This window comes from Rhodococcus sp. NPDC057135 (assembly GCF_042670865.1).
Classification (GTDB): Bacteria; Actinomycetota; Actinomycetes; order Mycobacteriales; family Mycobacteriaceae; genus Rhodococcus_F.
This window is the reverse complement of record NZ_JBHUUU010000001.1, coordinates 409,119-422,503: the sequence shown is the minus strand read 5'-3', so window position 1 is coordinate 422,503 and position 13,385 is coordinate 409,119. Positions and strand designations below refer to the sequence as shown.

Annotated in this window: 15 protein-coding genes and 3 tRNA genes; 8 read left to right on the top strand and 10 right to left on the bottom strand. The window is 63.0% G+C overall.

Going from position 1 to position 13,385, the window contains the following annotated elements:
* Positions 1-31: 31 nt before the first annotated feature.
* Together ACFT1A_RS01955 and ACFT1A_RS01950 are read left to right on the top strand one after the other, a co-directional pair.
* A complete protein-coding gene (locus ACFT1A_RS01955; RefSeq protein ID WP_378445612.1) occupies positions 32-190 on the top strand; it encodes a hypothetical protein in 159 nt (52 codons plus the stop codon).
* A 231-nt stretch (positions 191-421) separates the two neighbouring features.
* Complete coding sequence (locus tag ACFT1A_RS01950) at positions 422-1,987, top strand: AMP-binding protein (RefSeq protein ID WP_378445611.1); 1,566 nt, start codon at positions 422-424, stop codon at positions 1,985-1,987.
* Positions 1,988-2,416: 429 nt separating this feature from the next.
* On the opposite strand, the gene ACFT1A_RS01945 is transcribed toward ACFT1A_RS01950, so the two are convergent.
* From ACFT1A_RS01945 to ACFT1A_RS01930, 4 genes are all read right to left on the bottom strand, one after another.
* Positions 2,417-2,507, bottom strand: a tRNA-Ser gene (locus tag ACFT1A_RS01945).
* A gap of 56 nt (positions 2,508-2,563) precedes the next feature.
* On the bottom strand, positions 2,564-2,755 hold the full coding sequence (locus tag ACFT1A_RS01940; protein ID WP_003943869.1) for a CsbD family protein: 192 nt from the start codon (positions 2,753-2,755) through the stop codon (positions 2,564-2,566).
* 138 nt (positions 2,756-2,893) lie between these two features.
* A complete protein-coding gene (locus ACFT1A_RS01935) occupies positions 2,894-3,355 on the bottom strand; it encodes a nucleoside deaminase (RefSeq protein ID WP_378445610.1) in 462 nt (153 codons plus the stop codon).
* A complete protein-coding gene (locus tag ACFT1A_RS01930) occupies positions 3,356-3,895 on the bottom strand; it encodes a tRNA adenosine deaminase-associated protein (RefSeq protein ID WP_003943823.1) in 540 nt (179 codons plus the stop codon). It abuts the gene before it with no gap.
* Between the two features lie 48 nt (positions 3,896-3,943).
* On the opposite strand from ACFT1A_RS01930, the gene ACFT1A_RS01925 reads away from it, so the two are divergent.
* Entirely contained in the window at positions 3,944-4,918 is a 975-nt protein-coding gene (locus tag ACFT1A_RS01925) for a prephenate dehydrogenase (RefSeq protein ID WP_378445771.1), read from the top strand.
* 26 nt (positions 4,919-4,944) lie between these two features.
* On the opposite strand, the gene ACFT1A_RS01920 is transcribed toward ACFT1A_RS01925, so the two are convergent.
* Positions 4,945-5,532 carry a putative glycolipid-binding domain-containing protein gene (locus ACFT1A_RS01920; protein ID WP_230816634.1) on the bottom strand — a complete coding sequence of 196 codons (588 nt, stop codon included), beginning with the start codon at positions 5,530-5,532 and terminating at the stop codon, positions 4,945-4,947.
* A gap of 238 nt (positions 5,533-5,770) precedes the next feature.
* Between ACFT1A_RS01920 and ACFT1A_RS01915 the strand changes: the two genes are divergently transcribed.
* The 5 genes from ACFT1A_RS01915 to ACFT1A_RS01895 all read left to right on the top strand — a co-directional run bounded on the left by ACFT1A_RS01915 (position 5,771) and on the right by ACFT1A_RS01895 (position 10,221).
* Entirely contained in the window at positions 5,771-6,916 is a 1,146-nt protein-coding gene (locus ACFT1A_RS01915; RefSeq protein WP_030535749.1) for a DNA cytosine methyltransferase, read from the top strand.
* A complete protein-coding gene (locus ACFT1A_RS01910; RefSeq protein ID WP_378445609.1) occupies positions 6,913-7,782 on the top strand; it encodes a hypothetical protein in 870 nt (289 codons plus the stop codon). The genes ACFT1A_RS01915 and ACFT1A_RS01910 overlap by 4 nt, the downstream gene beginning before the upstream one ends.
* Before the next feature lie 10 nt (positions 7,783-7,792).
* Positions 7,793-8,197, top strand: coding sequence for a very short patch repair endonuclease (locus ACFT1A_RS01905; RefSeq protein ID WP_019746481.1), 405 nt, complete (start codon positions 7,793-7,795; stop codon positions 8,195-8,197).
* Positions 8,198-8,207: 10 nt separating this feature from the next.
* Complete coding sequence (locus ACFT1A_RS01900) at positions 8,208-8,897, top strand: DUF998 domain-containing protein (RefSeq protein WP_378445608.1); 690 nt, start codon at positions 8,208-8,210, stop codon at positions 8,895-8,897.
* Between the two features lie 79 nt (positions 8,898-8,976).
* Positions 8,977-10,221, top strand: coding sequence for an alpha/beta hydrolase family protein (locus tag ACFT1A_RS01895; RefSeq protein ID WP_378445607.1), 1,245 nt, complete (start codon positions 8,977-8,979; stop codon positions 10,219-10,221).
* A gap of 1 nt (position 10,222) precedes the next feature.
* On the opposite strand, the gene ACFT1A_RS01890 is transcribed toward ACFT1A_RS01895, so the two are convergent.
* From ACFT1A_RS01890 to ACFT1A_RS01870, 5 genes are all read right to left on the bottom strand, one after another.
* Positions 10,223-11,401: a cation:proton antiporter gene (locus ACFT1A_RS01890; RefSeq protein WP_378445606.1), complete on the bottom strand. Its 1,179-nt coding sequence runs from the start codon at positions 11,399-11,401 to the stop codon at positions 10,223-10,225.
* A gap of 188 nt (positions 11,402-11,589) precedes the next feature.
* Entirely contained in the window at positions 11,590-12,051 is a 462-nt protein-coding gene (locus tag ACFT1A_RS01885) for a hypothetical protein (protein ID WP_378445605.1), read from the bottom strand.
* Positions 12,052-12,278: 227 nt separating this feature from the next.
* Positions 12,279-12,351: transfer RNA gene (locus ACFT1A_RS01880), tRNA-Arg, on the bottom strand.
* 82 nt (positions 12,352-12,433) lie between these two features.
* Positions 12,434-12,525, bottom strand: a tRNA-Ser gene (locus tag ACFT1A_RS01875).
* A 96-nt stretch (positions 12,526-12,621) separates the two neighbouring features.
* Complete coding sequence (locus ACFT1A_RS01870; protein ID WP_378445604.1) at positions 12,622-13,341, bottom strand: dienelactone hydrolase family protein; 720 nt, start codon at positions 13,339-13,341, stop codon at positions 12,622-12,624.
* Positions 13,342-13,385: the final 44 nt, after the last annotated feature.

The following is a 13,385-nucleotide window of genomic DNA, read 5'->3' as shown; positions in this document are numbered from 1 at the left end:
CGCACCGCTGGAGCCACAGAAAGGTATCTGCATGACCACCTCACTTCCGTCCGCCGAGCGATCCAGAAATGTCCGGGCCCCGAATTTCGTGATGATGGATCCGCCTGATCACACGCGATTCCACCAGATCATCAGCTCCGGGTTCACCCCGAAGGCAGTCAAGCGTCTGCGGGACAAGATCGAAGTCTGATCGTCGACTGGATGCGCGCTCGACAGAGAAGCGGCTGGCGGCCACGCCGCATCGACACAACGGTGCGGTCGACCCGTGGCAACCAATGTCCAGAAAGTTGGACGTTGGTTGCCGTCGAATTTCCAGTGGTGAGGGTGATCAGAACCCGTTTGCGTTCCCGACAACGCACAAACCCGAAAACTACGAATACTTCGCAATAGTCACCAAAATCCCTCCAGAAAGAGGACTCTCATGTCTACCGTGGTCAACAGCGAGCGCGCGGATCCCCAACACCCGTCTGTTCCTTCGACGCCTGGAGCCTGGCTGCTTGGCCAACGCGACCCCACCCGTCCCGCGATCGTTATCGACGGCAAGACAAAGACTTTCGGCGAGCTCATCAGCAAGGTCAACCAGCTAAGCAACAAGTTCATGGAGTTGGGTCTAAGCCGAGGCGACGTCGTCGCGGGTCTGCTGTTGAACGGTTCCGAGTACTACGAAATTGCCCTGGCATGCACGCAGAGTGGTTTGTATTTCGTTCCGATCAATACCCATCTGGCTGCGCCCGAAGTTGAATACATAGTGCGCAATTCCAATGCGTCAGTTCTCATCGCGCACGCCGAACTCGCCGACAAGGTCATCGGCAGGGTCGACGACGCAGTGCAACATCTCGTGACTATCGGTAGCTCGCCGGCCGGCTGGTCCAGCTACGAATCCTTTACCGACGTCTCGGACGACACTCCTGCGACACGTTCACTCGGTTCGCTCATGATGTACACCTCCGGGACCACTGGACGGCCGAAGGGCGTACGCCGACCGCTCCCCGACGCAACGCCCGAGAGTTCGCTCGGGCCGGGCGGGCAGCTTTTGGCGACGATAGGGATTCCACCAGGGCAGCCTGGACGTCATTTGGTTTGTTCGCCCGTGTACCACGCTGCACCCGGTGCCACTTCACTGTTGATTTTGCACTCTGGGCACACGATCTACATCCTGCCGAGCTTCAATGCCGAAGATGTTCTTCGGTCGATCAGCGACAACGCAATCACTTCCTCCCACATGGTTCCGACGCACTTTCAACGACTCCTCGATTTGCCGGCAGGCGTTCGAGTTGGTGCCGATGTCTCGAGCATGCAGGTTCTGCTGCACGCCGGCGCTCCGTGTCCTCCGGCGACCAAGCGCGCGATGATCGATTGGTTCGGGCCGGTCCTGTGGGAGTATCTCGGCTCCACGGAGGGCCGCGCGGCCACGTGCTCCTCGCAAGAGTGGCTCGAACATCCGGGCACTGTCGGGCGACCGGATCCAGGTGCCCTGGTGCTCCGGGGACTGGACGGAGAACAGGCCGCTCCGGGCGAAGAGGGCACTATCTACTTCAAGGCCAGCCCTTTCGAATACCTGGGCGACCCGGAGAAGACCGCTGCTGCGCGTTGGGGTGACTTCACCACGTCAGGAGACGTCGGACGCTTCGACGACGACGGCTACCTGTACGTACTGGATCGCCGTGCGGACTTGATTCTCACCGGCGGCGTGAACGTGTACCCGGCGGAGGTCGAGGGCGCACTGCTCCAACATCCCGGCGTCAACGATGTCGGAGTTGTCGGTGTGGCCGACCCCGAGTGGGGCCAGAAAGTTGTGGCGGTTGTCCAGTTGGCATCTGGATTCAACGGCGACGACGACCTTCGCACGGCGCTAGAGCAGCACGTACGTGAACAGATCGCCGGATTCAAACGCCCGCGCGAATACATCTTCGTCGAGGACTTTCCGCGATCGGCCGCCGGCAAAGTATCTCGCGCAAAACTGAGGGAACTCGCCGACGGTCAGTAGTGCTCGTCCGGCAGAACGTTTCAATCCGCCACACAAAGAGAGGTTGGGCCGCCCGGCAGAAACAGGTCCCAGAGGAACGACAACAGCCCGACCTTCGAAGTAACGAACGGCTTTGTCGTTGAACGGGTTTTACACCGCGACTGGGGCGGGCCTCCCCTATAAGAACGAGTGTGGCTCCCGATCTCCCCCGAGGTCGGGAGCCGCTCTCGTCCCAACGACGGATTTCCACCCAATCCGAATATTTGTTCCTTGACTACGGATTACGTTCGGAACGACGGATCCGCCCCGGATGAATGGACACGGGCTTCGACCTGGCCGGTCGCCCGACAGTCCAGCCGGAGCGTGTCCGTCCCCGACAGTCGGCAGCGCTCGCAGTCGAGATCTACGCACAAAAAAAGCTCCCCACCTGTGTGAACAGGTGGGGAGCTTTGGCGGTGGCGGAGGGATTTGAACCCTCGGACGGGGGTTACCCGTCACACGCTTTCGAGGCGTGCTCCTTAGGCCGCTCGGACACGCCACCGCTGGTGACTTTACCGGATGGAGTGCCCGTGGCTGAAATCGCCAGGTGGAGCGGTATTACGTGAGCTTGTCCTTGATGCTGGACGCGGCGTCTTTGACCTTCTCGCCTGCATCCTTGACGGCCGATTTCACCTGGTCGCCCTTGCCTTCGTTTTCGAGGTCCCGGTCACCGGTAGCGCTGCCAGCAGCTTCCTTGGCCTTGCCCCCGAGGTCTTCGGCCTTGTTCTGAGCCTTGTCTGCGATTCCCATGAGTTCTCCTCCGTGAACGCGAACGAATCGCCTTCCGACGATCCGCCGATACCCTGACGGCATCTGCCTCCACCATGCCCTCGTTTACCGGTTCCGGCTACCCGAGTGTGCGATCACTCTCGATGGGGAATAGCGATTTCAGGCTCGCTGCTCGCGGAAGAAATCTTCCAAAAGCCCAGCGCATTCGTCCTCGAGGACCCCGCCGCGCACCTGCGGCCGGTAGGTCAATCTTTTATCTCGAACTACGTCCCATAAAGATCCGACGGCACCGGTTTTCGGCTCCCACGCCCCGAAAACGACTCGGGAGACCCGGGCGAGGACCAGAGCGCCTGCGCACATCGTGCAGGGCTCGAGGGTGACGGCCAGCGTCGCACCTTCCAGTCGCCAACCGTCGCCGTAGATTCTTGCGGCAGCACGCAACGCGACGATCTCGGCGTGCGCAGTCGGATCGGACGACGCTTCCCTGGCATTGGCAGCGCGAGCAACTTCGACGCCGTCGCCGTCGAACACGACGGCCCCGACCGGGACGTCTGCGTCGGAAGCAGAGCGCGCAGCCACGATGGCCGCACGGATCATGCGCTGATCGTCAGCGAGAGTCATCTAGCGCGGGAGCTTGTCGAGCGCTGCGCCGAACTCGGACGCGAACCCGAGTCGCTGCGCGATCATCCCCAACTGCTCGTCCGGATAGAGATCGGTCTCGGCCGCGATGACGGCGAGGACGGGTTCCGGCAGGCCCAGATCGGCGAGGACGGACAGATCGCCCTCTTCCCAGGGTTCGACATCATCGAGGTCGTCCGGGTCGATGTCGGGGATCTCGATGTGCAAGGCGTCGAGGACGTCAGCGGCGATGTCGTAGTCGATGGCGGCGGTCGCGTCGGAAATCAACAACTGCGTGCCCGACGGAGCCGGACGCAACACGATGAAGAACTCGTCGTCGACGTCGAGAAGACCGAAGACGGCACCCGAACTTCGCAGCTCACGCAGCTGCGTTTCGGCGGCCGAGAGCGAGGTCAACGCGTCGGGCGTCAGTGCCTTGACCGTCCAACGCCCCTCTTCACGGACCACCGCGACACCGAAGCCTTCAAGCTCCTCCGACTGGTTCGAAGAGGCGCTCTTGTTACCCGCGCGCTGTGCACCCATGGCGCAACGGTAGCCCGCCTGGTGCCAGTGAGTGAAGTCCGAGCATCGATGTGCCAACCTGAACTCGTGTCTGCGATCGATTCCGCCCCACCAGTCTGCGTTCTCGGCCTCGGATTGATCGGCGGTTCGCTACTTCGCGCCGCCGTCCGATCCGGCCGTCGAGCATGGGGTTACAACCGTTCCATCGAGTCCGCCGAGGCAGCCCGAGCCGACGGTTTCGACGCCGACACCGACCTGGTTTCCACACTGCGCAGGGCGAACGAGAGCGGTGCCGTCATCGTGATCGCCGTGCCCATGCCCGCCGTCGACGCCACCTTGGCGGTCATCGCCGCGCATGCGCCGAACAATCCGATCACCGACGTCGTCAGCGTCAAGGGTGAAGTGAAGGCCGCTGTCGAACGAGCGGGTCTGAGCGCCAAGTTCGTGGGCGGACATCCGATGGCAGGGACGTCGGCGTCAGGTTGGGCGGTCGGAGATGCCGATCTGTTCGTCGACGCGGTGTGGGTCGTTGCCACCGACGAGGGCGTCGACGCAGACGTGTGGAAGCAGGTCGCCGATCTCGCGCTGGACTGCGGCTCGGTGGTCGTGCCTGCCGAATCTCTGGAGCACGATCGAGCAGTCGCGCGTATCTCGCACTTGCCTCACCTGCTGGCGGAAACACTTGCGATCACGGGAGCGGCCGGCGGCGAACTGGCACTCGGGCTGGCTGCCGGATCATTTCGCGACGGCACTCGCGTGGCGGGAAGCGCACCCGGCCTGGTGCGGGCGATGTGCGAGGGCAACCGCGACGCCCTGCTGGTCGCGCTGGACGAAGCGCTCGACCTTCTGCAGGGCGCACGTACCGATCTGCTCGACAACGGCTCGACGGCACGATTGGTGGACGCAGGGTTCGCGGCGCGCGGCGCCTACGAGTCGCACGAGCGTTGGGACATCGAAGACGTTCAGGTCGGTGAACCCGACTGGATCGACCGAATGCGAGACGCCGGTCGACGCGGTGGCGTCATCCGGCGATCCGAAATCTAGAACTACGAAACCTAGAACTACGAAACCTAGATACGAGTTGCCAGACCCGGGTAGTCGAGGACAAAGCCTTCGGTGTCGACGGACAGCGTCGAGCTGGACACCGGGGACAACACACTGATTCCGTCGGTGCCGCTGCTGTACGTGATGGTCGCACCCTCGACGCGCAGGTCGAGAAGGTTGACGTAGACGACCGGAACCTCGGCGTCTTCGATGTCGTTCTGCAAACCGACGCGGCGGATGGGCAGCGTGTTGAAGAACGGGCTGAGGATCACGTCGACGTCGAGTGCACCGTCGAACGCCGAGCGCTGATGGCTGGCGCCGTTCTCGACCATCCAGGTGCCCTCTTCGTCCCGGCTGATCGACATCTGACGCTCACCGGCGGCCAAGGCGGTCCGCACGGAGAGCCTGCGGGTGATGCCGGCCTCGTCGGTGACCAGGTCGTATGACGCGCTGAATGCCGGGTGCTCGCTGCAGGCTCCACCGATGATTCGGCCGGAAGCCTTGATGCGATTTCCGTTCAGCTGCACACGAACAGACTCCATACGAGGAGCGTTGTGGGCCTGCCAGGTCAATACCGCGGGCCAGGACGCGTCACCGGAAGGTTGGATGCTCACCCGACCACGGTAATGGACGAACGGGCGCGGAGCACCGCTGGTTCGGGTTATTGGCCGGATCAGGGACCTTTCAGGGACTTCGATCGGCCCCGAAGATCTCGATGTAAGGCGTTTCACAACGGTTCTTCCGTAAGGAGCACGCCGCGGACCGAATAGTTGGCAAATGGTGTCGGAGTTCTCGAGTACCGTGCTTCTAGGTCGGTTCGTGAGGAAGGGTGCTGTGACGTCGTCGCGGAGCATGGTGGGTTTGTTTGCCGGTATCGGTGGGCTCGAGTTGGGGCTCTCGGAGCATGGGTGGAACACCGAACTGCTGTGTGAAATCGATCCCGGCGCCCAGGCAGTTCTCCGCTCGCGTTTCGCTGACGTGCCGTTGCACGGTGACGTCACCAAACTGCGTGCGCTGCCCAGTGACATCGAATTGGTTGCCGCCGGTTTCCCCTGCCAGGACCTCTCGCAGGCCGGCAAGACCGCAGGCATCACCGGCGCACGTTCGGGCCTGGTGGACGAGGTGTTCCGTTTGGTCAAGCGCAAGAAGGGCCCGCGCTGGCTGTTGATCGAGAACGTTCCGTTCATGCTGCAGCTCGGCAAGGGCGCTGCCATGCGGCACATCACCGACGCGCTCGAAGACCTCGGATACACGTGGGCGTACCGGGTGGTCGACGCCCGCGCCTTCGGACTCCCCCAGCGTCGCCAGCGGGTCATCATGCTCGCCTCGCGCACAGATGATCCCCGCGAAATCCTGTTCGGCCAGGACGCCGGCGAGCGCCTGGGCGGCGATCCCGCGGACTACCCGTGCGGCTTCTACTGGACCGAAGGCACACGCGGACTCGGATGGGCCGTCAACGCCGTGCCGACGCTCAAGGGCGGCTCGTCCGTCGGCATCCCCAGCCAACCGGCAGTCCGGTTGCCGTCCGGCGAGATCGTCACCCCCGGCCTCGTCGACGCCGAACGCTTACAGGGTTTCGATCCCGACTGGACGCTGCCGTCCGTCGAGGTCCCCGGCCTTCGCCACAGCCATCGCTGGAAGCTCGTCGGCAATGCCGTGAGCGTGCGAATGGCGTCGTGGGTCGGCGGCCGGTTGAGCGATCCCATCGAATACGACGCCGCCGGCGAGACGCCCCTCGAGCCCGGCGACGCGTGGCCGAGCGCGGCCTGGGGTCGTAATCGTCAGGCTTTCCGCGTACACACGTCGACGTGGCCGGTGCAGTACGACTACGAAGATCTGAGCGGTTTCCTCGAAGACACGCGGTTGCTGTCGGCGCGGGCGACGGCCGGCTTCCTCAAGCGCGCACGCATGGGCAATCTTCGGTTCATCCCCGGTTTCATCGAGGACGTCGAAAGCCATCTCGAGCGGATGGGCGGATATCCCGAGGCCGCGGCATGACGGACTCACTGTTTCCCGAACCCCTGTTTCCGGAGACACTGTTTTCCGAGCCGGACCACGAACCACTCTGGAGCGCACTGCAACTCGCGGGTGACAAACCCCCGGCCGACGCCGATCGCGGCGAGAAGAAGAACTACGCGCAGCGACTGTCCAATCAACTGGCACAGACGGTGGCCGATGCTCTGCGTCCGCTGTATCCCAACATCACCCCGACGGCATCCGGCGAAGGCCAGGAGGCAACGGTCGATGTCGCCAAGGGCCGAAAGCGCTTGGACGTCAAGGCACTCGACCCCACCCTCGGCCTGATTCTCTGTGTCTCCATCAAGACGTACAACTTCCAGGACTACAGTCCGCGCAGCGGCAAGCTGGGACGGTGGACCAAGAACATCGTCCGCAACGACCACGAATTACGCGGCGAGGCAATGGTTCTGCATCAGCGCCAGCCCTACAGCGTGTTGGTCGCCGTCATGTTCGAGCCGTACGCCACCTGCGACGACGGCGACCCGACCAAGACCAGCGACACCGGCAAATCCTCTTTTGCACACCACGTCACGACACTCTCGAAGCGCTCGGGTCGGGGCAAGCGCGCGGTGGTCGGCGTTCCGGGAAAGGCCTGGGTGGATCTCGGCGCCGAGGACACCCGCTACGACCTCTTCGAGAAGGTCTACATCGGACTCTACGAACCCGATGGTGCGGTTCGGTTCTTCGATGTCGACGAACCGCCGCCGCGCAACGGCCGCCCCACCGAGAGCCAGACGCTCTCGTTCACCGACTTCGTGACCGTCGTGCACGGTGAAGTGGAGCGTCGCAACAGGTTTGCGCCTACCTGGTCCGATCCCGAAGACAGCGACGATTCCGACGGCTGAGAGAACCACAGTGCCTGCGACGGATCCTGCCACCAGCGCTCGGATGAGCGCTCAGCGTCGGCGCGACACCAAACCCGAAATCGCACTTCGACGCGAGCTTCATCGGCGCGGGCTGCGATACTTCGTGGACCGGGCGCCGGTCAAAGGTGTTCGCCGACGCGCTGATCTGGTATTTCCACGCCGCAAAGTCGCGGTGTTCGTGGACGGATGCTTCTGGCACAGCTGCCCGCAGCATGCGACCTTCCCCAAGAACAACGCTCAGTGGTGGACGGACAAGTTGGCGGCCAACGTGGTTCGCGACCGTGACACCGATGCACGTCTGGCAGAGCAGGGTTGGACCGTCATCCGCATCTGGGAGCACGAAGATCCGCTGGTAGCAGCCGAACGCGTCCAGAAAGCCCTGCTCGGTCCGTAAGCTCGATTCCGTGAAGGAACGCAATGTTGCGCGGTGGGGTTTGGTGGCTGCGCTGGCTCTGGGCGGAATTGTCTACTCGTCGTGGATTCTCGAATTCTTCCTCGACACCGGCCTCGACCCGGTGACATCGTTCCTCAGCGAACTCGATGCCGAGAACCAGAAATACCGTGATGTCTTCGGCAATGCCGACGTCCTGTCCGCGATCTTGATGTTGATCTCGGGAGCGCTTGGTCTGCTGATCACGCCTAGGCGCAGGCTCTACGTCACGGGCTGGATTGCACTTGCAGTGTTCGGCGTCGCCACAATCGCCGACGCGTCGTTCCCTCTCGAATGCTCGGGCGAGGGCTGCCCGTCGAGCGCACCCGACGGCCTGCTTCCGCAGCTTCACCATGTTCACGCATTGACGAGCAGCGTGGCGGTGTTCGCGATCTTCACCGCCATGATCGCATTCACCGTGGGGGCGTTCAGGTATCGCGAACACCGGTCGTTGCGCACGACCGGCCTGACCATTTTGATCCTGACTTCCCTTGCGACGGTGTGGATGTTGACGACAAACAGCATTGAGGTCTCGGGCGGCGGTAATCTCGGACTGGGTATCGCTCAACGTGCGCAGGTGCTGGGAATGTCGTTGTGGTTGTGCACCCTGGCATTTGCGATGTCGAGGCCGCCGTCCACCGGGCTCCCGGCGTCGCCGCGCTGACAGGTTTTCCGGCAAGCGATTCGGGCGATCCTGGAACTACAACTGAAAATGGCTGCCCCGAACTAGCGAAGGTGTGCCCATGTCTCTCGCGTCGTCGTTCTTCGCCCATCCGCACCAGGCGTTCACCGCTGGTTTCTATCGCAACGAATCTTTCGACTTCGAGCTACGAGTCGTTCTCGGGCAAGCCACTTACGGCGCGGCAGACACCGGCGAAGTGCTCTCGGCCATCGCTCACGTCGGCGAGAAGGACCTCGAAGGCTGGTACGAGGCCTGGTTCGACCTCGGCACACGGGTATTCGGGCAGGCCGAAGGGTCAGCCGAGGCCGGGCATTCACGAAGCGCGTCCAACGCGTATCTGCGGGCAGCATCGTACTTCGGTGTGGCGATCAACGCCGTCGACGGTCTCAGTGACGACTCCGTTCTGGTCCCCACTTTCAAACGCCACCGACAAGCGTGGGATCGCTTTGTCGACACCACTGCCCAGCCCGTCGAGCGCGTCCGGATCCCCTACGAGGACACCGACCTGCCCGGGTACTTCTTCCGGCCGCCCGGAGATGTACGTCGGCCGACGCTGATCATGGTGAACGGCAGCGACGGCCCGATCAGCGGGTTGTGGGGCAGCGGCGGCGCCGGAGCCCTCGAGCGGGGCTACAACGTGTTGATGTTCGACGGTCCCGGTCAGCAGTCGATGCTCTTCGAGCGCAACATCCCGTTCCGTCACGACTGGGAAGCCGTCATCACGCCCGTCGTCGACTATCTGGTGGACCGGCCGGACGTCGATGCGTCGAAGCTGGCGATGTACGGGATCAGTCAGGGCGGTTACTGGGTGCCGCAGTCGTTGGCGTTCGAGCATCGGATCGCGGCAGCGATCGCCGATCCTGGAGTCGTGGACGTGGCCGCGTCGTGGCTCGCCCATATGCCCAAGAACATGCAGAAGCTGCTCGACGAGGAGAAGTCGGAGGCCTTCGACCGCGACATGGCGATAGGGCTGGGGATGAAATTCTCCAAGGACAGCGCCCGGATCTGGCGTTTCCGAGCGCGTCCGTACCTCGCCGACGGCTACTACAACACCCTCACCGCAGTTCGGAAGTATCACCTCGAACACGTCGCCGGCTCGATCTCCACTCCCCTGCTGATCACCGATCCGGAGGGCGAGCAGTTCTGGCCGGGTCAATCCAAGCGCCTTGCCGCCCTCTCCGGCGGACCGACGACAGTTGTCCCCTTCACCGCTGCCGAGGGCGCGAACTTTCACTGCCAGCCCATGGCCAGGCGCCTGACGGATCAGCGGATGTTCGACTGGCTCGACGAGCAGTTGGATATCTGAATCAAGACACTTTCTCTTTTTTCGTCAACAGAGTGGCGAGCATCGGCAGCAGTAGAACGGTGATCGCACCGGCCGCGACAAGAATCGACGCATTGTCCGACGACATCTGATGGGCGTCGACGGCGGCGCCCGTGACAGCCACGATCATCGGTAGCCCGGTAGCTCCGTACAGCGCGACTTGCGCACTCTCACGCGTGGTGAAGGGTGGCTCGACCTTCTCGAATTTCGTCACGAAGAACACCGGCACGCCGCGGACCACAACGATCAGGATCAGAAACGCAATCAGTATGCCGGGACTCGCGGCGACTGCCGAGACGTCGATCGCCATGCCGGAGGTGATGAAGAAAATCGGGATGAGGAACCCGAAGGCGATTCCGTCGAGCTTGATCTCGAGGCGCTCGTCGCCTTCGGGCATGAGTCGACGCAGGATGAAGCCGGCGGCAAACGCGCCCAGAATGACGTCGAGCGAGAACACTGCCGACAGCACACCGAGGCTGACCAACAACAGCACTGTGAGGCGGACTGTCGTCTGCGCGGTGGTGTCCGCCCCTGCCCGCACCAGCCGATGTGTCCACGAACCTTCGTGAATCAGCTTGCCGGGCAGCACCGCCACGATGACGGCGATCAAGGCGAAGACGGCAAGCACGACCAGTGACAGAACGGCACCACGAGCGCTCAGCAGCACAGCCATCGCGACGACCGGCCCGAGCTCGCCGACGGCCCCGTGGTTGAGGACGGTCTTACCCAAGCGCGTGTCGAGGAGTTTGTTGTCCTTGAGGATCGGCAGCAGCGTGCCCAGAGCCGTCGACGTCATCGCGATGGCAACAGCGGCTTCCGCGGAGATCACGTTTCTCATGCCCAGCAGCGCGACCACCGCAAATGCCAGGGCGAGGCAGAACAGCCACGTATAGAGCGCTCGACGTCCTCCGCGCCCACTGAGTTCTTGTCGGTCGATCTCGTAGCCTGCGAGGAGGAACAGCATGCCGAGGCCGAGTTCGCGAAGGATGCCGATCGCTTCGCTGTCAGCTGCGATGTTGAGGGCAAACGGCCCGACCACTGCGCCCGCGACGAGCAGCAACACCACTTCGGGAACCAGCCGACGCGGGATCAGGCCCGCGACTATCGGCGCGATGGCCGCGATCAGCGCAATCCAGAACAGCGAGGAGGCAATTGAAGGCACGGATCATTATCGGACATAGGTGACAAATCTGCGCTCAGTACAGGTGCTTGCGGTATGCCTCTTGTCTGGCTGGTTCGAGGTCCTCGACGCGCACGCTGTGCTGCTCGGCGGTCATGTCCCGCAAGCTCAGTGCGTCCTCGGGAGCAGGCCGCTTCGACGGACGCCACAACTTCGCTCGCAGGATCGGCCTAGCAGTCGTCGTCGTACCAAGAACCGTTGATGTAACTCCATGTCCCCGGCGTCATCGGACTCTTGCCGTCCGGAGCCTTGATGACAACGGTCGCTACCGAGTCACCGTTCATGTTGATCAGATACTCGGGCGTCCCGCTGAAGTCCCGATCCGCGTACGCATCGTCGAGCGCTGCCACAAACTCTTCGACCGAGTATTGAACCTGGCAACGAGGCGAACTGAATTCATAGATCCCAGCCCAGTCCGCATTCTGCGCGAGTGCCCACTGCTCGTCCAGCGCGGCCTCCAAGCCCTCCTGCGTTTGATCGCCACGCTGCGGTGCGGCCTCAATCGTTGTCGCTGCGGATGACGAGGGCGACTGCGTCGATGAAACTACAACGGTGTCGGACTGACTCGAGCACCCAACAAGAGCTCCCACCGCAACACCACTCACGAGCACAACCGAGATAGTCCGATTCATCAGCAATGCATACCAGACCGATCGGACCGCTAAATGGCGATTTGGCGAAGTCCCGAGAGTCGCGAGCCCGCCCGCCCGAGACGCCGCGGCGCGATACGAGGATCGAGAACGTCAATTCGGAGGTCAGGTTGGTCAGCCGCCAACCAGGTCAAGATGTGACCAACGTCGCCACGAAAGAACAAGAAAGCCCCTCACCGGCATCTCTGCGGGTGAGGGGCTTTCTGTTGTGCGCCCGAAGGGATTCGAACCCCTAACCTCTTGATCCGTAGTCAAGTGCTCTATCCGTTGAGCTACGGGCGCATGTTCTGTTGTCTTGCTGGTCTTGCGTGTCTTGCCGTCGTAATTTCTATCATTTCTAACCCGCCGGTCAAAATCACCGGCTTGGCGGAGGCGAGAGGATTTGAACCTCCGGTCCCTCGTAAAAGGGACAACTCATTAGCAGTGAGTCCCATTCGGCCGCTCTGGCACGCCTCCCTGGGGGTTCCGATCCTTTCGGACCGCCGGATCGAAAGATTACACACCCTTCGCCACCAAAGGCAAAACGTGTGGTCAGCGCCCTGTTTTGTCGACTTATCGCAGGTGGCTGTCGAACCAGTCGAAGATCCGGGTCTGAGCTTCGATGATCGAGGCCGAACCCGGGTCGTCGAGGTCGGCGTCCTCGGACAGCTGTGGCGGTTCGTCGGCCCGGTGAGCCAGTCCGGCGTAACTGACCACCAGCGTCGCGACGTCGGCCTTCGCGGTCGCTTCCCGGAGCAGCGTCACGTGTTCGCGAGGCGTGCTGGGATCGTCCTCCCCGTACAGAGCCAGCCACGGCGCCTGCAGGAACGTGGCCGCATCGACAAGCGCCTGAGCGTCCACCGACAAGGCTTCGACGATTCCTCGCGCGGCGACACTCACCGCGGCGCCGACGGGACGGCTGGTGGCCACGAGCATCGCGGCGGTACCGGCGTCGTCGAACCCGAGCACCCCGATGGTGTCAGCGAGAACTTCGCGCGCGACGAGCCAATCGAGGGTCGCGTCGAAGTCGGCGAAGAGGTTGTCACCGAACACCTCGCCCTGCATGTGTTCGGGTTCGCGATGGAACAGGTGCGGTGCGACGCTCACCCACCCTTCGCCGGCGAGTGCGCACATCAGATTCAGCAGAGCCGGGCTGAACTGCCGGGCTTCGTGCAGCACGACGATTCCGCCTCGTGTCGGGCCGTCCGGCTCCACCACCGTCAGTGGAACAGCCGTGGCGACCTCCCCTTCGGCTCCGCGCAGATATGCGGTGGCCCGGAAGATTTCCGACATCTTCCAACTGTGACACGCAGACGGCCGCATCGCACCAAATCAGT

Bases quoted from the DNA above. Each gene is read 5' to 3' on its own strand.
- ACFT1A_RS01930 (WP_003943823.1), bottom strand. From the start codon at position 3,895: ATGGGTGCACAGCGCGCGGGTAACAAGAGCGCCTCTTCGAACCAGTCG.
- ACFT1A_RS01940 (WP_003943869.1), bottom strand. From the start codon at position 2,755: ATGGGAATCGCAGACAAGGCTCAGAACAAGGCCGAAGACCTCGGGGGC.
- ACFT1A_RS01925 (WP_378445771.1), top strand. From the start codon at position 3,944: ATGTGCCAACCTGAACTCGTGTCTGCGATCGATTCCGCCCCACCAGTC.
- ACFT1A_RS01915 (WP_030535749.1), top strand. From the start codon at position 5,771: ATGGTGGGTTTGTTTGCCGGTATCGGTGGGCTCGAGTTGGGGCTCTCG.
- ACFT1A_RS01955 (WP_378445612.1), top strand. From the start codon at position 32: ATGACCACCTCACTTCCGTCCGCCGAGCGATCCAGAAATGTCCGGGCC.
- ACFT1A_RS01885 (WP_378445605.1), bottom strand. From the start codon at position 12,051: ATGAATCGGACTATCTCGGTTGTGCTCGTGAGTGGTGTTGCGGTGGGA.
- ACFT1A_RS01950 (WP_378445611.1), top strand. From the start codon at position 422: ATGTCTACCGTGGTCAACAGCGAGCGCGCGGATCCCCAACACCCGTCT.
- ACFT1A_RS01870 (WP_378445604.1), bottom strand. From the start codon at position 13,341: ATGTCGGAAATCTTCCGGGCCACCGCATATCTGCGCGGAGCCGAAGGG.
- ACFT1A_RS01910 (WP_378445609.1), top strand. From the start codon at position 6,913: ATGACGGACTCACTGTTTCCCGAACCCCTGTTTCCGGAGACACTGTTT.
- ACFT1A_RS01935 (WP_378445610.1), bottom strand. From the start codon at position 3,355: ATGACTCTCGCTGACGATCAGCGCATGATCCGTGCGGCCATCGTGGCT.
- ACFT1A_RS01895 (WP_378445607.1), top strand. From the start codon at position 8,977: ATGTCTCTCGCGTCGTCGTTCTTCGCCCATCCGCACCAGGCGTTCACC.